Annotated in this window: 19 protein-coding genes and 1 other RNA gene; 4 read left to right on the top strand and 16 right to left on the bottom strand. The window is 46.5% G+C overall.

What is annotated here, in order from left to right; all coding sequences use genetic code 11:
• Positions 1-21: 21 nt before the first annotated feature.
• From ftsA to rsmI, 14 genes are all read right to left on the bottom strand, one after another.
• Positions 22-1,290 (bottom strand): cell division protein FtsA, encoded by a 1,269-nt coding sequence (gene ftsA / locus AB6E85_RS11425; protein ID WP_010434747.1) that lies wholly within the window; start codon positions 1,288-1,290, stop codon positions 22-24.
• Complete coding sequence (locus tag AB6E85_RS11420) at positions 1,283-1,975, bottom strand: cell division protein FtsQ/DivIB (protein WP_017059290.1); 693 nt, start codon at positions 1,973-1,975, stop codon at positions 1,283-1,285. Before AB6E85_RS11420 ends, ftsA begins: the two co-directional genes overlap by 8 nt.
• Before the next feature lie 278 nt (positions 1,976-2,253).
• Positions 2,254-3,714 carry a UDP-N-acetylmuramate--L-alanine ligase gene (gene murC, locus AB6E85_RS11415; RefSeq protein WP_172380459.1) on the bottom strand — a complete coding sequence of 487 codons (1,461 nt, stop codon included), beginning with the start codon at positions 3,712-3,714 and terminating at the stop codon, positions 2,254-2,256.
• 13 nt (positions 3,715-3,727) lie between these two features.
• Positions 3,728-4,789 carry an undecaprenyldiphospho-muramoylpentapeptide beta-N-acetylglucosaminyltransferase gene (gene murG, locus AB6E85_RS11410; protein WP_372142765.1) on the bottom strand — a complete coding sequence of 354 codons (1,062 nt, stop codon included), beginning with the start codon at positions 4,787-4,789 and terminating at the stop codon, positions 3,728-3,730.
• Between the two features lie 12 nt (positions 4,790-4,801).
• The gene (ftsW, locus tag AB6E85_RS11405) at positions 4,802-5,998 is read right to left on the bottom strand and encodes a cell division protein FtsW (protein ID WP_048609688.1); all 1,197 of its coding nucleotides are present in this window, start codon (positions 5,996-5,998) and stop codon (positions 4,802-4,804) included.
• 22 nt (positions 5,999-6,020) lie between these two features.
• Positions 6,021-7,337 (bottom strand): UDP-N-acetylmuramoyl-L-alanine--D-glutamate ligase, encoded by a 1,317-nt coding sequence (murD, locus tag AB6E85_RS11400; protein WP_372142719.1) that lies wholly within the window; start codon positions 7,335-7,337, stop codon positions 6,021-6,023.
• Positions 7,338-7,394: 57 nt separating this feature from the next.
• On the bottom strand, positions 7,395-8,477 hold the full coding sequence (gene mraY, locus AB6E85_RS11395; protein WP_019824581.1) for a phospho-N-acetylmuramoyl-pentapeptide-transferase: 1,083 nt from the start codon (positions 8,475-8,477) through the stop codon (positions 7,395-7,397).
• Entirely contained in the window at positions 8,474-9,847 is a 1,374-nt protein-coding gene (murF, locus tag AB6E85_RS11390) for a UDP-N-acetylmuramoyl-tripeptide--D-alanyl-D-alanine ligase (RefSeq protein WP_372142716.1), read from the bottom strand. Before murF ends, mraY begins: the two co-directional genes overlap by 4 nt.
• Positions 9,847-11,331: a UDP-N-acetylmuramoyl-L-alanyl-D-glutamate--2,6-diaminopimelate ligase gene (gene murE, locus AB6E85_RS11385; protein ID WP_372142714.1), complete on the bottom strand. Its 1,485-nt coding sequence runs from the start codon at positions 11,329-11,331 to the stop codon at positions 9,847-9,849. The genes murF and murE overlap by 1 nt, the downstream gene beginning before the upstream one ends.
• Before the next feature lie 18 nt (positions 11,332-11,349).
• Positions 11,350-13,107 (bottom strand): penicillin-binding transpeptidase domain-containing protein, encoded by a 1,758-nt coding sequence (locus AB6E85_RS11380; protein ID WP_048618225.1) that lies wholly within the window; start codon positions 13,105-13,107, stop codon positions 11,350-11,352.
• A complete protein-coding gene (ftsL, locus tag AB6E85_RS11375) occupies positions 13,104-13,421 on the bottom strand; it encodes a cell division protein FtsL (RefSeq protein WP_019824585.1) in 318 nt (105 codons plus the stop codon). The genes AB6E85_RS11380 and ftsL overlap by 4 nt, the downstream gene beginning before the upstream one ends.
• Before the next feature lie 3 nt (positions 13,422-13,424).
• Positions 13,425-14,375, bottom strand: a complete 951-nt coding sequence (rsmH, locus tag AB6E85_RS11370) for a 16S rRNA (cytosine(1402)-N(4))-methyltransferase RsmH (RefSeq protein ID WP_017059280.1) — start codon at positions 14,373-14,375, stop codon at positions 13,425-13,427.
• 228 nt (positions 14,376-14,603) lie between these two features.
• An RNA gene (gene rnpB / locus AB6E85_RS11365) (RNase P RNA component class A) lies at positions 14,604-15,043 on the bottom strand.
• A gap of 176 nt (positions 15,044-15,219) precedes the next feature.
• Entirely contained in the window at positions 15,220-16,086 is an 867-nt protein-coding gene (rsmI, locus tag AB6E85_RS11360) for a 16S rRNA (cytidine(1402)-2'-O)-methyltransferase (RefSeq protein ID WP_372142712.1), read from the bottom strand.
• A 61-nt stretch (positions 16,087-16,147) separates the two neighbouring features.
• On the opposite strand from rsmI, the gene AB6E85_RS11355 reads away from it, so the two are divergent.
• From AB6E85_RS11355 to AB6E85_RS11340, 4 genes are read left to right on the top strand one after another with little or no spacing between them, the layout of a single operon-like run.
• On the top strand, positions 16,148-17,965 hold the full coding sequence (locus AB6E85_RS11355) for a penicillin-binding protein activator (RefSeq protein WP_372142710.1): 1,818 nt from the start codon (positions 16,148-16,150) through the stop codon (positions 17,963-17,965).
• Complete coding sequence (locus AB6E85_RS11350) at positions 17,952-18,350, top strand: YraN family protein (protein WP_050622288.1); 399 nt, start codon at positions 17,952-17,954, stop codon at positions 18,348-18,350. The genes AB6E85_RS11355 and AB6E85_RS11350 overlap by 14 nt, the downstream gene beginning before the upstream one ends.
• A gap of 2 nt (positions 18,351-18,352) precedes the next feature.
• Positions 18,353-18,943 carry a phosphoheptose isomerase gene (locus AB6E85_RS11345; RefSeq protein ID WP_004729817.1) on the top strand — a complete coding sequence of 197 codons (591 nt, stop codon included), beginning with the start codon at positions 18,353-18,355 and terminating at the stop codon, positions 18,941-18,943.
• 16 nt (positions 18,944-18,959) lie between these two features.
• Positions 18,960-19,565 carry a BON domain-containing protein gene (locus AB6E85_RS11340; protein ID WP_017059276.1) on the top strand — a complete coding sequence of 202 codons (606 nt, stop codon included), beginning with the start codon at positions 18,960-18,962 and terminating at the stop codon, positions 19,563-19,565.
• A gap of 77 nt (positions 19,566-19,642) precedes the next feature.
• Here the strand turns inward: AB6E85_RS11340 and sspB are convergent, their stop codons facing one another.
• Both sspB and sspA read right to left on the bottom strand, forming a co-directional pair.
• Positions 19,643-20,137 (bottom strand): ClpXP protease specificity-enhancing factor, encoded by a 495-nt coding sequence (gene sspB, locus AB6E85_RS11335; RefSeq protein ID WP_372142708.1) that lies wholly within the window; start codon positions 20,135-20,137, stop codon positions 19,643-19,645.
• A 6-nt stretch (positions 20,138-20,143) separates the two neighbouring features.
• On the bottom strand, positions 20,144-20,779 hold the full coding sequence (sspA, locus tag AB6E85_RS11330; RefSeq protein ID WP_009848943.1) for a stringent starvation protein SspA: 636 nt from the start codon (positions 20,777-20,779) through the stop codon (positions 20,144-20,146).
• Positions 20,780-20,802 lie beyond the last annotated feature (23 nt).

The following is a 20,802-nucleotide window of genomic DNA, read 5'->3' as shown; positions in this document are numbered from 1 at the left end:
CGTTTTTTCCTGCAACTCAGGTTAAAACTCTTTTTGTATCCAATTACGCAATTTGCCAAATAAACCAGACATAGAAGGTGCTGAACGCTTAGGTTCGCTGTAATCACCTTCATCACTGATCTGACAATCTCTTGCGTAATGAAGTAAACCAACCGCCGTAGAATGATACGGCTCTTTAACATAGTCAGTTAAGCCACTAACTTCTAACGGCTTACCAACTCGAACTTGATTGCGGAAAACGCGTTCCGCACACTCTACCAATCCGTCAATTTGTGCCGCTCCACCAGTGAGAACGACGCCAGCTGCAAGGTGGTGTTTAATACCTTCATCTCGTAGCTGTAATTGAACCGTATCAATAGTTTGGTTAACGAGACCCATAAGTTCAGTGTAACGTGGTTCAATCACTTCCGACAAAGTTTGTCGTTGCAAACTTCTCGATGGGCGACCACCAACACTTGGGACGTTAACAGAATCATCCTTGCTTACGAGTTCACTCAGAGCGCAACCATGGTTTACTTTTATCTCTTCAGCATCGCTCACTGGCGTGCCGAAAGCGAAGGCAATATCACTGGTTACTGCATTTCCTGCGTAGGAAAAGACTTCTGTATGTCGAAGTGCGCCGCCAGTCCAAATGGAAATATCCATTGTACCCGCACCGATATCTACCACACACACTCCAAGCTCTCTCTCGTCTTCAGTAATTACCGCATTGCTTGAGGCAAGTCCTGAAAACACGATTTGTTCTACAGTGAGACCACATCGTTCAACAGCTTTAATAATGTTTCTCGCCATGTCGCTATGGCAAGAAATTAGGTGAACACTGACTTCCATTCGAACACCAGATAAGCCAAGCGGGTTCTTAATCCCTTCTTGATAATCAATGGTAAATTCTTGTGGGATCACGTGCAGAATTCTCTGCTCATCACCTATTTTAATTGATTTCGCGGTATGGATCGCTCGATCCATATCGTCTTGAGACACCTCTTCATCAGAGATAGTGCCCATGCCTTTTTCAATTCGGCTTGCGATATGTTTACCCGATAGCGAGATAAATACATTGCTGATTTGGCATTCCGCCATCAACTCTGCTTGATCAATAGCTCGCTGAACCGACTTCACTACCGACTCTAGGTCGTTTACACCACCTTTATCCATACCTCTGGATGGGCTTTGCCCAGATCCAATGATATTGATTTGACCATCAGGCAATATTTCACCAACCAGAGCTGATATGGTCGCAGTGCCTATATCAAGACCAACGATTATGTTGTCATCTGCGGTCTTAGTCATCTGTGCTCTCTTCTAACTCTTGCTCTGGAAACCAGCCTACAGCGGCTCCCGTATCATACCTGAGGTCGATGTAGCTCACTTGATTCGCTTTACTACCAAGTTCGTTGTAAAGCGAAATGAAGCGTTCAACACGCTCATCTAAAGAATCTTTACCTAGTTCTAAACGGATACCGTTATCTAGGATTATTTGCCAAGCGCGACGCTCATTGAGAACGAGAGAGGTAACGGTTAACCCTAGACTGTTAATCAAAGGGGTTATCTGTCGCCACTTTTCTATCACTTCTTGGCTGGTGCCGTCTGGGCCGTAAAGCTTAACTCTATCGCCCTTCAACAGGCCGATATCACCATTAAACACCTGACCATCGTCATTCAGCAGCATGTTACCGTTCCAGATTGCTGCTGCATGGTACTCAGTCAAAAATACTTTTATTGTGTCTGGCCACTGCTTACGAATGGAGACCACTGAAACCCAAGGTAACGCTTCTAAACTGTCTTGCAACACACCGATGTCTTGCGACATGAACGTTCCAATATGCTCTAGCTCGCTAAAGGCATGTTGAACATCACCAGCGGTCACGTAAGTTAAGTCGCCTTGAAGTACTATTTTGGAGAGAGGCAATCGCTGATCGTCCCACATCCAAGTCAGTGTGGTATAGAAAAGAAACCCAATGAATAGCAATACCATGACAAAAAAAGACCCGCCTAAGGCGTGTTTCTTGAGCGACGGTAAACTGAATAGGTGGCGGTTTTCGCTAAAAGTACTTTCTACCAAAGCCCGCATTCCCTGTCGTTGGTTCGCAATTCTATTCCCTATCTTCGTAATAGAGGTAAAAGCACTTACTTTAACCTATGAATTATACTGAGCAAAATCAAACTATCAAACGTTGATAATAAGATTTTTGGTCAATTTTAGGTCAATCGCAAGAAGTGAGCGATTGACCACAGTCTGTAGACAGTATTCTGTTACGCGTTCTGCATTTTATTAATGTCTAACTGTAACGATTCCAACTGCTTCGCTACTCGACCAACATCGCCTGCACCCTGCGTTAAAACAAGGTCACCACCTTGAATTACGTTGGCTAAAGCCGATGGCAGTGCGTTGATATCGGCAACAAAGATTGGATCTATCTTACCACGCCCGCGAATAGTTCGACTTAATGAACGCCCGTCCGCCCCTGCAATAGGTTTCTCACCTGCAGAATAAACATCTAACAGAATTAGGACATCAACCTGCTCAAGAACGTTCGCAAAATCATCATACAGATCGCGAGTACGGCTATAACGGTGCGGTTGGAAGATCATTACAAGACGTTTATCAGTCCAGCCACTTCGTGCTGCTTGAATCGTCACATCAACTTCGGTTGGGTGATGACCGTAATCATCGACCAACATTGCCACGCCTTTACCTGTTTCATACTCACCTAGGTGATCGAAACGACGACCCGTGCCTTCCGTTCCTGCCATCGCTTTGAGAATCGCTTCATCGCTGATGTCATCTTCTGTTGCAACAGCAATCGCCGCGGATGCATTCAATGCATTGTGACGGCCCGGAATGTTTAACGTAATATCAAGGTTAGCTTTACCTTCGCGTACTACCGTGAACTTACCTTGTTGACCTTGTTGTACGTAGTTCTCAATACGGATATCAGCATCTTCTGAGAAACCGTAAGTAATCACTTGGCGACTTACCTGAGGGATAAGCTCACGCACTACTGGATCATCAACACACATCACAGCCTGACCGTAGAATGGTAGGTTGTGTAAAAAATCAATAAACGTCTGCTTTAGCGTTTCAAAATCGCCGCCGTAGGTATCCATATGATCGGCTTCAATGTTAGTTACGATACTAACCATTGGTTGCAGATGTAAGAATGACGCATCACTTTCATCAGCTTCAGCGATAAGAATACGGCTTGAACCTAAACGTGCGTTAGTGCCGGCACTTTTCACCAAACCACCGTTTACGAAGGTTGGATCTAGGCCTGCTTCCGAGTAAATCTGTGTCACTAGCGCAGTCGTGGTTGTTTTACCGTGCGTACCTGCCACAGCAATGCCGTGACGAAAACGCATCAACTCAGCCAGCATTTCTGCACGACGAACGATCGGTGTGCGCGCTTCACGAGCTGCAATAATTTCTGGGTTTTCTTCATTGATAGCGGTTGAAACCACCACCACACTTGCGTCGGCAACGTTACTTGCTTGGTGACCGATATAAACGGTCGCACCCTTGCTAACTAAACGATCAGTCACTGGGTTTTGAGCAATATCAGAACCCGTGATCTGGTAGCCTTCATTTAGCAAGACTTCAGCAATCCCGCTCATTCCGGCACCACCGATACCAATGAAGTGGATAGATTTAACACGGCGCATCTCTGGCACCATTGCACGGATTTGCGCTAAGTCTTGGGTATGTTCAATCGTCATCAATTCAATCTCATTATTTTGCTAAAGCTTTAATCGCTTCAGCGACGGTCACATCAGCATCAAGCTTGGCGGCTTGACGAGCTTTTGTTGCCATCATTTTTAATTCATTTCTATCAAGCTGCACGATAGTGTTCGCTAGCTTATCAGCCGTTAGTTGAGGCTGTTCAATCATTAACGCTGCGCCACATTCAACTAAATGGTCGGCATTCAACGCTTGTTGTCTGTCTTTGTGCATAAACGGAACGAAGATAGATCCGACACCTGCCGCAGACACTTCTGATACGGTTAATGCACCTGAGCGACACACTAATAGATCTGCCCACTCATAAGCTTGCGCCACATCATCAATAAATTCAGTCACTTGAACATTATCTACAGAATGTGATTTGTATTGCTCAATGACTTGCTGTTGATTGTTCTTACCCGCTTGGTGCATCACAGTGAAGCCTTCACCAAGCTGCGCCATTGTTACTGGCAAGGTATCGTTCAGGATTCTGGCGCCCTGACTACCGCCCATAACCAAGATGCGGATATCACCATCTCGCTCAGCCATGCGTTGCTCGGGTTCAGCTAAGGCAACCACATCTTCGCGTACTGGGTTACCCACCACTTCTGCGGTAGGGAAAGCACCAGGGAAAGCTTGGAAAACCTTTTTAGCAATCTTAGACAGCCATTGGTTGGTTAAACCTGCCACTGCATTTTGTTCATGCAGAACCACTGGAATGCCAGACAACCATGCCGCGATACCACCCGGGCCACTCACGTAACCACCCATGCCAAGCACCACATCAGGTTGCCATGCTTTAATGTGTTGTCTTGCTTGAAGTATGGCATTAATAATCTGGAACGGCGCTTTAATTAACTTGCTAATGCCTTGACCACGCAGGCCTTTCACCTTGATGAAGTCGATCTCAATACCATGCTTTGGTACCAAATCCGCTTCCATTCTGTCTGCCGTTCCTAACCAGCGAATTTCCCAGCCTTGTTGCTGAAGCTTTTTAGCTACCGCTAACCCTGGGAAAACGTGACCGCCAGTACCACCAGCCATCACTAAAAGTTTTTTGTTTTGTTTCATCACGTTAGATTCTTATTCTACTAATTCGTTTTGATTATCGGCTTGTTCTTTTTGTTGCATTCGGCATTCGTGATCGATACGCAGCAGCATAGACACCGCCACCGACATCACGATAAGACTTGAACCACCATAACTGATCAGTGGCAAGGTTAGACCTTTGGTTGGGACGATACCTGAAGCTGCACCCACGTTAACAAGCGTCTGAAATGCAAACCAAATACCGATGCCAAATGCCAGGTAACCACTGAATACTTGGTCATTTTCAAAGGCCTTTTTGCCAATAAAAATGGCTTTAAAAACCAAGCTAAAGATAAGTATCAACACCAAGGTCACGCCAACAAAACCCAATTCTTCTGCCAACACAGCAAATACAAAATCGGTGTGCGCTTCGGGTAGGTATTCTAGTTTCTGAATTGAGTTACCGAGCCCTTGCCCCATCCAATCACCACGGCCAAACGCCATCAATGACTGAGTTAACTGGTAACCACTGCCGAACGGGTCGTTCCAAGGTTCCCAGAATGAGGTAACACGCCGAACACGATAAGGTTCTATAACAATCAAACCGACGACCGCGGCAATACCTGCTACCATCAAGGCGATAAACTGTGAAAGCTTGGCACCGGCAATGAATAGCATGCCGAACAGGGTCACTAGCATTACGACCACAGTACCTAAATCGGGCTGGCCCAGCAGCAGCACGGCAAAAGCGCCGAATACCATGATCGGTTTACCAAAACCACCGAAGAAGGTTTTTCTCACTTCATCTTGCTTCCGAACCAAGTAGCCCGCCATAAAGATAAACAGCGATAACTTGGCGACTTCAGCTGGTTGTAAGTTAAATAGCCCTAATGGGATCCAACGCGATGCGCCGTTAACCGACTTACCGACGGCTAGTACCACAATCAGCAAGAAGAAGGATAAGCCCAGTAGATACATACTGTATTGAAACCAGCGCTGCATCGGGATTTGCAATATGACGCTGGAGACACCTAACGCCAACACAAGGAAGATGGCATGACGGAACATAAAGTGAAATGGCTGATCGGTTAAACGAGCACTGATAGGAAACGAAGCCGACGTTACCATCACTAAGCCCGTCAGCATCAGTCCAAGAGCAATCCATACCAATTGACGATCGTAAAGCGCCTCTGGTGTGGCACGGTTAAGCCATTGCCAAATGGATTGATTAATCTCTTTCACTCTTTGCACTGAATGTTAGTCCTTCAACACGTTAGGCATACTCATGAGCAAGTTCAGTGAACGCATCACCCCTTGCCATGAAGTTATTGAATTGATCGAAGCTGGCACACGCCGGGGACAACATCACCATATCACCGGCAACTAACTGCTTCGAGATACTCTCGATAATGTCACCCATAGTTTCAAACGTCTTAGACGATGGGTGCAACGGCATAAATTGCGCGGCATCTTCACCAAAACAACACAGTTGAACGCGCTCTAGTTGTGACAACACAGGCTTAAGCTCACTGAAGTCGGCACCTTTACCAACCCCACCAACCAGAAGATACAAAGTACCTTGGCACTCTAAGCCCGACAGAGCCGCTAATGTACTGGCTACGTTGGTCGCTTTCGAGTCGTTAACCCATTTGATTTCGCGTTTGTCAGCCACCACTTGGCAGCGATGCGTCAAACCATTGTAGGCCTTCAAGGCTTCAAGGCTTTTGCTGTAATCCATACTGACTTGTTTAAGTAGTGCTAGCGAGACTAACGCATTTGCCACATTGTGACGTCCAACCAATGTTAAATCTTGGGTAGCAAGTACAGGTTTACCGTTATCCATTAGCCATTCGATGCCATCAACTGTCGCGACACCAAACTCTTGGTCATCGAGTCCGAATGTGACTAATGACATGCTGTGGTCTGGATACGTCTCTTTGTCGTCGCGGTTTACAATCGCATATTGAGCATTGTTGAAGATTCTTAGTTTGGCATCGCGGTAATCGGCCATACCTTGGTAGCGATCCATATGGTCTTCTGACAGATTCAGAAATGCTGCTGCTGCTAAGTTTAGGCTTGATGTTGTTTCTAACTGAAAACTTGAAAGCTCAAGAACATATAAATCGGCATCAAGCTCTAGAAGATCTAAGGCAGGAATACCGATGTTGCCACCGACACCAACGTTAAGACCAGCAGCCTTAGCAAGCACACCAGTAAGGTCAGTCACCGTGCTCTTGCCGTTAGAACCTGTGATAGCCACAACGGGTTTGTCTACCGCCCAGCCAAACAGTTCAATATCGCCAACAACCGGAGTACCCGTTCGAATAACATCTTGTATTTCAGGGGTCGCGAGTGCGATACCTGGGTTAGCAACCACCAAATCAGCTTCCGCTAACCATTGGCTATTCCAACTTCCAGAATGCAGCTCTACCGATTCAGGTAAAGATTCCTTTCCTGGTGGTAGCTCTCGCGTATCAATCACCTTCACATGCGTATGAGGCTGATATTTTACGAGATGTTTAACGACAGAGAGCCCGGTAATACCGAGCCCCACAACCACTACATTTTGAATATTTTGCCAACGTTCCATTTAAACAAGATGCTCTTAATAGTTTTAAAGAGCCCCTATTCAGAGGCTCACACAGGATTAACGAACTTTCAGTGTCGCTAGACCAACCAGTACTAATACCATAGAGATGATCCAAAAACGCACGATTACACGCGGCTCTGGCCAACCTTTAAGTTCATAGTGGTGATGGATTGGTGCCATGCGGAAAATACGCTGACCACGCAATTTGTAAGAGCCCACCTGCAGAATCACTGACAGAGTCTCCATTACAAACACACCGCCCATGATAACCAGTACCAACTCTTGGCGAACTAACACAGCAATCACACCCAATGCACCGCCCAGTGCTAGCGAGCCAACATCGCCCATGAATACTTGTGCTGGGTAGGTGTTGAACCATAGGAAACCTAGGCCTGCACCGACGATAGCAGTACATACAACCACAAGCTCAGAAGTGTATGGGATGTATGGAATATGTAGATATGCTGCGAAGTTAACGTTACCTGTCGCCCATGCAATCACAGCAAAACCAGCAGCAACCATCACTGTTGGCATAATCGCCAAACCATCTAGGCCGTCTGTTAGGTTCACCGCGTTACTGGTACCCACAATAACAAAATAAGTCAGTACGATGTACAATAAACCTAATTGTGGCATCACATCTTTAAAGAAAGGCACCACCAGTTGGGTTGCCGCAGTATCGTGCCCGTGAGCATACAGAGCAAACGCCACAACCAATGCAATAGCCGATTGCCAGAAGTACTTCCAACGAGCGATCAAGCCATCTGTGTTTTTACGAACCACTTTACGGTAGTCATCAACAAAGCCAACCGCACCGTAACCGCCAAGGACAACCAATACCGCCCAAACGTAAGGGTTAGAAAGATCAGCCCACATTAATACCGTAATAATAATGGCAGCTAGGATCATCACACCGCCCATGGTTGGTGTACCACGTTTGCTAAAGTGAGATTCAGGGCCGTCATTACGAACAACTTGGCCAATTTGTAGCATTTGCAGACGCTCAATTAAACGAGGTCCCATCCACAGCGACAGACATAAAGCCGTCAAAATACTCGCGATTGCACGAAATGATAGGTATTCGAACAAACGGAAAAAAGAAAGGTGTGGCTGTAGTAGCTCTGCAAGCCAAATTATCATGAAAAGTTCTCCTTTAAAGCAGCGGCTATTTTACTCATTCCTGCACTATTCGCGCCTTTTACCAACAAGGTATGTGACGCGTTTTCTGGCAAGCATAAGTGCTGCTCTATGTGCGCGATCATCGCTTGATGCGTTGCGAAGTGGGTACCATTACAGACCTCACTAATCACCTTGGTATCATCACCGTAAGTGAGTACATGCTCAAAAGCGAATGGGGCAGCATATTCACCGACTTGACGGTGAAGTGCAAGGCTTTCGTCGCCTAATTCAGCCATATTGCCTAAAATCAACCAACGTTGACCTTTGAAGCTCGACAGCAGTTTGGCTGCCGCCTTCATCGCAGGTACGCTGGCGTTATAACTGTCATCTATCAGCTTGATATTCTGACTTAATTGTTGAACCTCAACTCGCCCTTTGACAGAGATAAGATTCGCTAAACCATTTTTTACTTCTTCAAGCGTGGCACCAAACTGAATGCTCAACGCTGCCGCCGCCAACGCATTTGCTACGTTATGCTGACCAATAATGCCAAGCTCAACCGGCATAGCGCCTTGCGGTGTTTGCATCTCAAAGCAAGCTTCGCCCTGCTCATTAATGCGAATATTCTTAGCAAAGTAATCTGCCGTACTGTCGCTTTCTGAAAATGTCAGTACCGTTTTATCTGCGAGTACTTCATTCCAAAAGTCGCCACCGTTGCTTTCTAGATTAACAATAGCAGTATCACCGGCAGCAAGCCCCTGAAAGATTTCACCTTTCGCTTGTTTAACACCATCAATTGAGCCAAAGCCTTCTAGATGCGCGGCAGCAACGTTATTCACCAACGCCACCTGCGGTTTCACAAGCTGCGTGGTATAGGCGATTTCACCAATGTGGTTCGCGCCCAGTTCTATCACGGCGTAATCGTCATTGGGTTCACTGCGCAGCAAGGTTAGTGGTACTCCAATATCATTATTGAAGTTACCCGCCGTAAACAGCACCTTGCCACGTTGCTGTAGAATGCTCGCCACCATCTCTTTGACGGTCGTTTTACCACAACTTCCTGTAATCGCCATGGTTGGCACGTCACATTGTTTGTGGATCCAAGCACTTAACTGACCTAAAGCAAGTTTAGTGTCTTCAACAACAACTTGAGTAATATTTAGGTCAAGTTTTCGTTCGACTAACAACGCACTCGCATTTACCTCAACCGCTTGATGACAAAAGTCATGCGCATCGAAACGTTCTCCGACGATAGCAACAAACAATGCGCCTTCTTCAACGGTACGAGTGTCGGTAGAAACGGCATTAATTACGGCATTGTTTGAGTTACCAGCCTCAATCAACTCACCGCTGACCGCTGAACAAATCTGTTCGAGTGATACATCAATCATTATGAAATACCTAAAAGTTGAAGCGCAGACTCTCGATCTGAGTAATGGATCGTTTCGTCTTTTAATACTTGGTAATCCTCATGGCCTTTACCAGCCAAAAGAATAATGTCATTGCTGTCTGCCTGTTCAAGCGCGAACTTAACCGCTTGGTAGCGATCGTGTTCCACAAATGCAGATTCAGGTTTGTTTAAGCCTGCCAGCATGTCTTTGACAATCAAGGCAGGATCTTCGCTACGAGGGTTGTCATCTGAAATAATGATTTTATCGGCGAACTGCTCTGCGGTCGCTGCCATCATAGGACGCTTACCAGTGTCACGGTCACCGCCGCAACCAAAGATAGCCCATAGCTGTCCAGAACAATGAACTCGCAATGCTGCTAATGCTTTTTCTAAAGCGTCTGGCGTATGTGCGTAATCGACAACCACTTTTGCTTTGTTCGGCACTTGAAACAGTTCCATACGACCAATCACAGGTTGCAGCTGAGGTGCAGTATCGACCAAGATTTGCTTATCGATACCTAATGACAGCAAGGTCGCAAAGGCCATCAGTACGTTTGATGCGTTAAACTGACCAATCAATGAAACCGAAAGATCGCCTTGCCCCCAACTACCATCGAAAGAGAGCTTAATCCCAGTTTCTGCATAGGCAACATCAGATGCCCATACCGACTGTTGGTAGCCCGTTAATGGAAGTAATGAAACAGCAATCGCATTCGATAAATCTGTCACCCAAGCTTTGCCTACTTCGTCATCAACGTTTATGACAGCGTGCTTGCATTTGTGCTCAGTAAACAGGCTCTTCTTAGCTAAAGCGTACTCTTCCATCGTGCCATGGTAATCAAGATGATCACGGCTCAAATTAGTGAATACACCGACTTCGAAGTCCAAGGCTTTAACGCGACCTTGCACCAAACCATGAGAAGATATTTCCATAGCTGTGTAAGCCGCGTTTTCTTTCGCTAACTCACTCAGTGTGCGTTGTATTTCAATCGCACTGCCGGTGGTATTCGCCGCGGTTTTTAGACTGTCTAAAAAGCCATTACCTGTGGTGCCCATTACCGCAGAACGTTGACCAACGAGGTCTAGCCACTGAACAATCAATTGAGTGATGGTGGTTTTGCCATTGGTGCCGGTAACACCAATCAACTTAGTCGCTTGAGACGAGTAAACACGACCGGCCAACTCAGATAACACCAAGTTAAGCTCTTTAATGTAAATTACTGGAACAGCATCCAACCACTCAATCAGACCATGCGCCTTTTCAGCATCAGCTTGTGCGATAACGGCATTGGCTCCCAGTGCGACCGCTTTGTCGATGAAGCGACGGCCATCAACAGCATGCCCAACTACAGCAACAAAAATATCGCCGTCTTTGATGGCACGACTATCCAACTCCAACTGTTCAACAGCAATCGAATCCAGCTCAGGTGAACTAAAGTCACCCCAAGGAGAAAGTAAAGATGACAGCGTGAGGCTATTACTCATATTGAATCCTGATTGGCTCTATTCTTGAAACTTGTTTTCATCAGCAGGGACATTCAGTATTTGCAATGCACCCTTCATGATTTCAGAAAAAACGGGGGCAGCAACTGAACCGCCATAGTAAAGGTCACCTTGAGGCTCATTGACCACAACAACCAGCGCGACTCTTGGGTCACTAACAGGGGCAAAACCTGCGGTAATCGCAATGTATTCGTCGCTGTATCCGCCAGCTTCAGCCTTACGAGACGTACCCGTTTTTGCTGCAACTCGGTAACCAGGAACGGCCGCTCTTGTTGCTGTGCCGCCTTTTTGAGTCACCCCTTCGAGCATATTCAAAACCAGTTCAGCGTTCTCGCGCTTGATGATCTGCTTAGAAAAGTCTTGGTCGTTACTCTTAATAATATGAATCGGTTCATACATGCCTTTGTTGGCTAGCGTCGCATACGCATGGGCCAACTGCATCGGTGTAACAGACAAACCGTAACCGAATGATAGTGTTGCAATTTCAAACTTAGACCAGCGACGACGATTCGGGAAAATACCGCTCGTTTCACCGATTAAGTTCAGCCCAGACATTTCGCCCAGACCAACAGAACTGTACATCCCAAGCAGGGCTTCTAAAGGCATGTTAAGTGCCAACTTCGCCACACCGATGTTACTCGACTTCTTAAGGATCAGCGCTAAATCAGCCTTACCGACTTTAGAAGAGTCTCGCACACGACTGCCACCGATCTGCATGATGCCGTTGCCAGTATCAATAACGATATCTGGATCTGCCGTACCGTTCTCTAGCGCCGCCAAAACCACAAAAGGTTTCACGGTAGAGCCGGGCTCCATCGCATCGGTAAGTACGCGGTTACGCATCTTAAAACTTTGTAAGTCAGCACGATTGTTCGGGTTATAAGAAGGCGCATTAACCATCGCCAACACAGCGCCGGTTTTTACATCCAACAAAATAGCTGAGCCAGAAGTCGCCTTATGATCGGCCACCGCCTGTTTAATCGCTCGGTAGGCGATCGCTTGTAATCTTTGGTCGATCGTTAGCTCGAGTGGCTTGCCTTCTTCACGCTCTTCTAAAGCAATATTTTCAACAACACGTCCGTAGCGGTCTTTACGAATCGTTCGCTTACCCGCCTCGCCTGTGAGCCATTTGTCATAGCTGCGCTCAACGCCTTCTAGGCCGTGTCCATCAATGCCGGTAACACCGATAAGGTGCGCACTGACCTCGCCTGCAGGGTAGTAACGTCGAGATTCCGCTTTCAGACCAACCCCCACCAGCTTAAGCTCACGGATATACTTAGCCATTGCAGGGCTAACTTGTCTTTGCAGGTAAATAAATCGGCGGGATTTGTTGCTAGAGATCTTGTCGATCATCGATTGTCGCTCTAAGCCAAGTACATCGGCTAACGCGTACCAACGATCAATTTGGGCCATGCCGTTTTTATCGAAAATCGTTTTAGGATCGGCCCATACCGCTTCAACTGGAACACTCACAGCAAGCGGCTCGCCATTGCGGTCTGAAATAATACCGCGAGCAGAAGGAATGGCCTTAACACGTACCGAGCGAAGGTCGCCCTGACGAATTAAGTTATCTGGTTCAATGATTTGGATGTAAGCCACACGACCAACCAGCGCAGCAAAGGCAAGAAACACGAAAGCAATAACGACGTTGAAACGCCATTTAATAAGAATTGGATCCGAATCCTTTTCGCTCGTCACACGCTCTTTCGTTGATTTCTTAACGGTTTTTGCGGGTGCTTTTTCCTTTTTACCGGTCATTTCAGTGTGATCACAACTTCTTTTTCAGAGTCTGGACGTTTCATGTCTAGCTCTCTTTTTGCCGATGCTTGAACGCGACTATGTTCAGCCAGAGCCGTCTCTTCAAGCATTAAATTTCGCCACTCATCATCAAGCTGTTCTCGCTCCACCAACGCCGTGTCTTTTTGCGTTATCGCCTGACGTGACATATGTGTCGTAAGAACGACCCCCATCGCACTCGCAAAGATACAGATAAGAAGCATCAATGGGACCTTGCCCACTGAGATCAAATCAAAAAATATTATCTTGGCTAAGTTAGGTTTGGAGGTCTTCATTGACTATAACTTTTCTGCGATTCGTAATACTGAGCTACGTGAACGAGTATTCTCATCCACTTCGCCTTTCGATGGTTTGATCGCTTTACCAACCGGCTTAAGATCAGCACTGCCTAGCGCTTTGATCTGCTCTTCTGTCAGTGGCAGGCCATGTGGTACTTGCGGGCCTTGGCTCTCTTTACGGATAAAGCGCTTCACCATGCGGTCTTCAAGTGAGTGGAAGCTGATAACAGACAAACGGCCTTCAGGAGCAAGAATGCTTGCTGCGCCTTTTAGGGCTGTATCGATCTCTTCAAGTTCACTGTTGATGTAGATACGGAATGCTTGAAAGGCACGTGTTGCTGGGTGCTTTTTCTCTTTGAAGCTTTTTGGAGCCACATCCGAGATAAGCTTAGCCAACTGACCAGTACGCGTTAGTGGTTCGTTCTCTTCATTCTCTTGATAAGCGATGATGCCTTTCGCGATACGACGAGCGTGTTTGTCTTCACCGAACTCACGAATAACCCATGTGATGTCATCAAGATCGGCTTCAACCAACCACTGAGAGACAGGAATACCAGTTGTTGGATCCATACGCATATCAAGCGGGCCGTCTTTCATGAAGCTAAAGCCACGCTCAGCGTCATCTAGCTGAGGTGAAGAAACACCTAGATCCAGTAAAACACCATCCACTTGACCGACTAAGTCATAACGCTCTGCATATTCAGCCATACCTGAGAACGGGCCGTGAATAATCGTAAAACGAGGGTCATCAATCTTTTGCGCTTCTGCAATCGCTTGTGGATCGCGGTCGATACTAAAGAGTCGTCCATTCTCGCCCAGTTTAGACAGGATTGTACGGCTGTGACCACCACGGCCAAAAGTACCATCGATGTAGGTACCGTCAGGTTTGATCGCAAGTCCGTCAATAGATTCGTTAAGCAATACTGAAATATGTTTGAATGCTTCTGTCATAGTCTTCTCAGTGAGTGGATTGAGCCATTAGTTCGGCAATAATTTGTTCTATTAACGTTTTAGTGTACTGATTTCACGCCGTATCTCCACCATATTGTGTATAGGCTTTGGGAATTTTTGACCCAAGCTCATATCAGGGTGAAGGATTCTAAGGAAATCTAAATAATTTACGTCAATATAAAGCAAAAAACCCATCACTACCGTTAAGTAATGATGGGTTCTTTATATAGGTGGAGTTGACACATACGCCGGGTTCTGTTCCGCTTGCGCGGCGGTAACCATTCGTCTAGGCCTGCAATCGCTCACAGGCTCAAGCAATCTACCCGCCCCCATACGCGAGCAACGCAATGTGAGGGCCTATTTGATCTTGCTCCGGGTGGAGTTTACCTTGCTACGAACTGTTGCCAGTCGCACGGTGCGCTCTTACCGCACCCTTTCAGCCTTACCTGTGCCCCTTCCGAAGAAATGAGGCCATCGGCGGTCTTCTCTCTGCTGCACTTGTCGTGGGCTCGCGCCCCCCAGACGTTATCTGGCACCCTGCTCTATGGAGCCCGGACGTTCCTCCCCTCTACCAGTCTCCCGAAGGACTTCAACGTCAGTTTCCCGAAGGACCTCAACGTCAGTCTCCCGAAGGACATCAGCAAAGCAGCGATTACCCGTTCAACTCCGAGGGCGGATTGTATAGAGATTAGGGTGCAGTGTCTAGCGAGATCACAAATATGGTGCAAACCTCTAAGCAACTGCGTGAATTTTACACAATTCAGACAAAAAAAGAGGAATGACGGCAATACCATCATTCCTCACAAGCTTTTCAATACAGGTTAGCTACTCTATAAAGAGGTTTCTAGTTGTCTAGATGCTCTAGGCCCCATTTGTATAAAGCGTTCTTTTTCAGATTGTAGATTTCTGCCGTCATCGCCGCCGCTTTTTTAAGAGGCAGCCCTTTAGTTAGAATACCTAGTGTGCGAGTCGCTTCGTCTGGCAGTTCTGTGCTCGCTTCTTCACGGTGGCCGTGAATCAGTAACACCATCTCACCGCGTTTACGGTTCGCGTCTTCTTCAATCCACTCAATAAGCTCACCCAGTGGCAGCCCTTGGATGGTTTCGAAGGTTTTAGTTAGCTCACGCGCCAATACAACCTCACGGTCAGGGCCAAGAATCTCGAGCATATCTTGCAGAGAGTCTGAAATACGGTGTGGTGATTCATAGAAGATGCACGTGCGCTCTGCTTTTGCGATCTCTAAGAACTTGTCTTTACGACCTTTGCTCTTTGGCGGTAAGAAGCCTTCAAAGCTGAAACGATCTGACGGTAAACCAGAAGCACTTAACGCGGTAATCACAGCACAAGCACCAGGAAGTGGCACAACTCTCACACCCGCTTGACGACATTGTGAGACAAGATGGTAACCTGGGTCACTAATTAAAGGAGTACCCGCATCAGAGACTAATGCGATAGACTGACCTTCTAATAACCTTTCGACTAGAACTTGCGCTTTAGTTTGTTCATTATGATCATGTAAAGCGAACGTTCTGGTTGATATATTGAAGTGAGCAAGCAGCTTACCCGTGTGGCGTGTGTCTTCGGCTGCAATAACATCGACACTTGATAAAATTTCAATTGCTCTTTGAGTGATATCTCCCAAATTTCCGATTGGGGTTGGCACAATGTAGAGAGTTGGGCTCTCTGTGAGCAAGGTTTTGTTATCTGTCATTTGTTTACCATCACTTCAACGATTAATATAGATACAAATTTATACGGAATTTAAAGAACTCATGGCAACGATGAACCATAAGAGACTCAGTGTACCACGCTTACTAACTCCAATTGCATTAGCAATTACATTGGCGGCTTGTTCTTCAGGTCCTCAAGCACCAACGAGCGTTGATATTACACTAGATCCAGCGCAATCAACTGAAAGTTACATGATGCAGGCGGATAGTAGCAAAGGAAGTCTACAAAACGACTGGTTAATCATGGCGCTTAAGGCTTCTGTGCAAGCTGGAAAAACCGATCAAGCAACTCTGCTTATTAAACGCTTAGCAAAACAAGAGCTGAGCGAAACGCAACAAGCGGAATGGCAATTAGCGCGCGCTCAACTGCTGGTGAATAACTCGCAGCCTGAACAAGCTTATAGCCAACTGAACTTCCAGCCTTGGTGGAAACTTCCGAACGAGCAGTGGAAAGATTATCACGAGCTACGCGCGAACATTTCAGAAATGCAAAGCAAGTATTTTGAAGCAAGCCGTGAGTTAGTTCTTTATTCAGAATATCTAGACGCTGACGACGAGCTCCAACAACAAGCTGCTGACCGTATTTGGCAGAACCTAAATAGCTACTCTCAATATGAGATTCTAGAGCTTAAGACGTCGCCTACAGAAGACGTTCTTGCAGGTTGGTTACAGCTGGCGATTTACATGAAGACGCTGAATTCAAACCTTCCAAACCTGCAGGAAACCCTGTCTGATTGGCTAGCAGAGAATCCTCAGCACCCAGCAGCGACATACACACCTCAGGCGATCACTGAGATCTTGGCGCTAGAGATCAGCAAGCCAACTAGCACTGCACTATTACTGCCTCTAACCGGTAAATACGGTAAGCAAGCACAACTTGTACGTGACGGTTTCATCTTTGCGATGATGAATGACAAAGAGCGTGAAGAAGATGCAACGCTAACGGTAATGGATACCAACGTGCAAAGTGCCGCTGAGATTAAAGCGACACTGGAAGAGAACAACGTTGATTTCATCGTTGGTCCGCTGATTAAGAGCAACATCACTAAGCTTCAGCAAGCGCAGAAAAACCACGAAAACTCGATTCCAGCATTAGCTCTGAACATTCCAACGCAACTAGAACCAGATACCAACATTTGTTATCTCGCTCTATCGCCAGAACAAGAAGTTGCTCAGGCAGCGAAACACCTATTTGCTCAAGGCTACAAGTACCCGCTTATCCTTGCGCCAAGAGGACGTTTAGGTGAGCGTGTTGAGCAAGCATTTAAAGAAGAGTGGAAAAAATACAGCAGCAACGATGTGGCTATCAGCTTGTTCTCTGACAAACGCCAACTGCAACGTAATGTGAATCAGGTATTCGGCTTGCAAGAGAGCCAACAGCGTATCGCTCAGATGGACGGGTTACTGAACCTAGACCTAGAAACCGAGCCACGCAGCCGTCGTGATATCGATTCTGTCTACATTGTGGCTAAGAACTCAGAGCTAACGCTAATCAAACCCTTCATCGAAGTTGCAATTAACCCAGATGCGAGCCAACCCGCTCTTTTCTCAAACTCACGCAGCAACAGCGGTGATAAGCAGTATGAAGACCTAACCGGCGTGTTCTACAGCGACATCCCACTATTGGTTGAGAACAAAAACGAGCTTAATAAAGAGCTAAACGACCTATGGCCTGCACACTCAAACGGCCAAAAGCGTCTGCAAGCACTGGGAATGGATGCATACTACCTAATGGATGCACTGCCACAGATGAAAGCCGTACAGGGTTACAGCATTCCAGGTGAAACGGGTGTGCTAACCATCGATAACAACTGTGTCGTTCAACGTGAAATCAGCTGGGCAGAGCATGGGGCTTTTTAGCCGAAAGTTCCTATCCAAACCAAGTATCACCCACAAGCAAGTGGGTGATAAATACGAGACCGTGGCAAAATCTTATCTGATTAACCACGGTTTATCGTTAATAGAAGAAAACTTCATAGCAAAATGTGGCGAGATTGATCTTATAATGCGCCATAACAATACGGTTGTGTTTGCTGAGGTAAAATACCGCAAGCAAACCCGCTACGGACATGCCGCCGAAATGGTGACTGCCAAGAAGTCACAGAAACTGCTCAAAACAGCCAATGTTTGGCTTATGCAGCAAGGCTTGTCGGTGCACTCTACAGATTTCAGGTTTGATATTGTTGCCATTGAAGGGCCGAATGACACTATCGACTGGATTCAAAACGCGATTACCCAAGGATAAACATGCTAGACAGCATTAAAGAAAGTTTCACAGAAAGTATTCAAATCCAAATTGCGGCTGCAGAAGCTCTGCCTGACGCAATCACGCATGCCGCTCAAGCAATGGTTGCGACCTTGCTTAACGGAAACAAAATTCTTTGTTGTGGTAATGGTGGTTCGGCGTCGAATGCTCAGCAATTTGTATCGTGCCTACTCAACCGATTTGAAACAGAGCGCCCTAGCCTTCCAGCAATGGCACTCACAGCAGACAACACCACGCTAACGGCTGTGGCTAACGACTACCACTATGAAGAGATCTTCTCTAAGCAGGTGCGTGCGTTTGGTCAAACTGGCGATATCCTGTTGGCTATCTCGACTAGCGGTAACAGCAAGAACATCATCAAGGCAATGGAAGCAGCGGTAACTCGCGACATGACAATCATCGCCTTTACCGGTAAAGATGGTGGTGAGATGGCAGGTTTGCTTGGTGAACACGATGTAGAGATTCGTATCCCGTCACACCGTACAGCGCGCATTCATGAAGTACACATGGTGACACTACACTGCCTATGTGACCTAATCGATCAAGTACTCTTCCCTGCTCACGAAGAGTGATATACGGAGCATCACAATGAAATCATTAACCTCTATGAGGCTATTTAAGCTGATTAGTGTTTCGCTACTTACACTGTCTCTGTCTGGTTGTGCTGGCATTTTCATTGCTGGTGCTGCAACCACTGCAAACCTAGTCACGGATACGCGAACCACCAAAGAGATTTGGAACGACAACAACATCGAATTTGAAGTTGCAGCGATTACCAATAAACAACCATTCCGTGGCAATGTACGTGTCACTGCAAGCTCATACCGAGGTTCGGTGGTACTGATGGGCCAAGCAACCACAGATTCAGAACGTCGCGCTTTTGAAAACCAAGCCAAAGAAGTGGCTGGCGTTGAGAGCATCCACAATCAGGTTCGAGTGAAAGAACCTTTGTCTGTGAGCGCAATCAGTAAAGACAGTTGGATTACTACTAAGGTGAAATCAGCTCTGCTTGCGAATGCTGAGCTTAACGGCATCAAAGTAAAAGTGATTACTGAGGATTCTGAAGTATTCCTGCTTGGCCTCGTGACTCGAGAGCATGCCGATATCGCGACAGAAGTTGCGCGTAATATCTCTGGCGTAAAACAGGTCATTCGAGCATTTGAATATGGTGAAGAAGAGACGGCTGTTAACTAGCCGTAAGCCAGTCAATTAAATGCTATATAGCAGAAAAGAAAAAGCAGCGACGAGTCGCTGCTTTTTTATTTGGTTCGTTATTTGATAACACGAAGGCTTGGGCGACCTTTCGCTGGACGAGGTGGCTCAGGATCTGAGTCAGGCTCTTCAGCATCTACGTCTGCCGTTGCTACGCTCAAAGATGGGCCTTTTTCTGGTTCTTCAAAAGGACTTTCTTCAATCCCTTCTTCAAACGCTTCCATGTAAGCCTCTTCAGGTTCAAACATGGTACCAGCACCATTTTCACGAGCATAAATCGCTTGTACTGCGTAAAGCGGAACAATCACAGAGTGTGGACGACCACTAAAGCGAGCACTAAACGTCACAGCTTCGTTACCCAGTTCAAGTTGTCCAACCGCACGAGGTGCGATGTTCAGAATGATCTGACCATCTTGAACAAACTCTTCTGGAACTCGCACACCCGGCAATGTTGCTTCAACAACAAGGTGTGGAGTTAGTTCGTTATCAACCAGCCACTCATAAAATGCACGAAGCATGTATGGTCGGCGTGGAGTCATATTAGAAGTATCCATAAACGCTTAGCGAACGAGTCGCATCTCACGCTCAGCTTCAGTTAGAGAAGCTAGGAATGAATCACGTTCGAATACGCGGTTCATGTAAATCTTAAGCTCTTTAGAACCAGGACCAATCAGTTCGATACCAAGCTCAGGTAAACGCCATAGTAGCGGAGCTAGGTAACAATCAATTAGGCTAAACTCTTCGCTCATGAAGTATTCATACTCAGCGAAGATAGGAGCAAGAGTCAGTAGGTCGTTGCGCAGTTTAACGCGAGCTGCTTCAGATTCTTCAGCGTTGCCTTTAACGATCTTCTCTGCAACCGAATACCAGTTACGCTCAATGCGGTACATCATTAGACGGCTGTTACCACGAGCAACCGGGTATACAGGCATCAACGGTGGATGAGGGAAACGCTCATCTAGGTATTCCATGATGATCTTTGAGTCATATAGAGCAAGCTCACGATCAACAAGAGTAGGTACTGATTTGTACGGGTTCAGTTCAACAAGCTCTGCTGGTAGATTTTTTTCATCAACCAACTCAACTTCAACACTTACGCCTTTTTCAGCAAGAACGATGCGCACCTGATGGCTATACATATCAGAAGCACTTGAGAAAAGAGTCATTACAGAACGTTTATTGGCAGCTACAGCCATGGAGCCCTCCAGTACACTTTAAA

This window comes from Vibrio sp. 10N.247.311.51 (genome assembly GCF_041467855.1).
GTDB classification, from domain to species: Bacteria; Pseudomonadota; Gammaproteobacteria; order Enterobacterales; family Vibrionaceae; genus Vibrio; species Vibrio coralliirubri.
The sequence above is the reverse complement of the archived record's forward strand: the minus strand, read 5'-3'. Positions and strand labels throughout refer to the sequence as shown.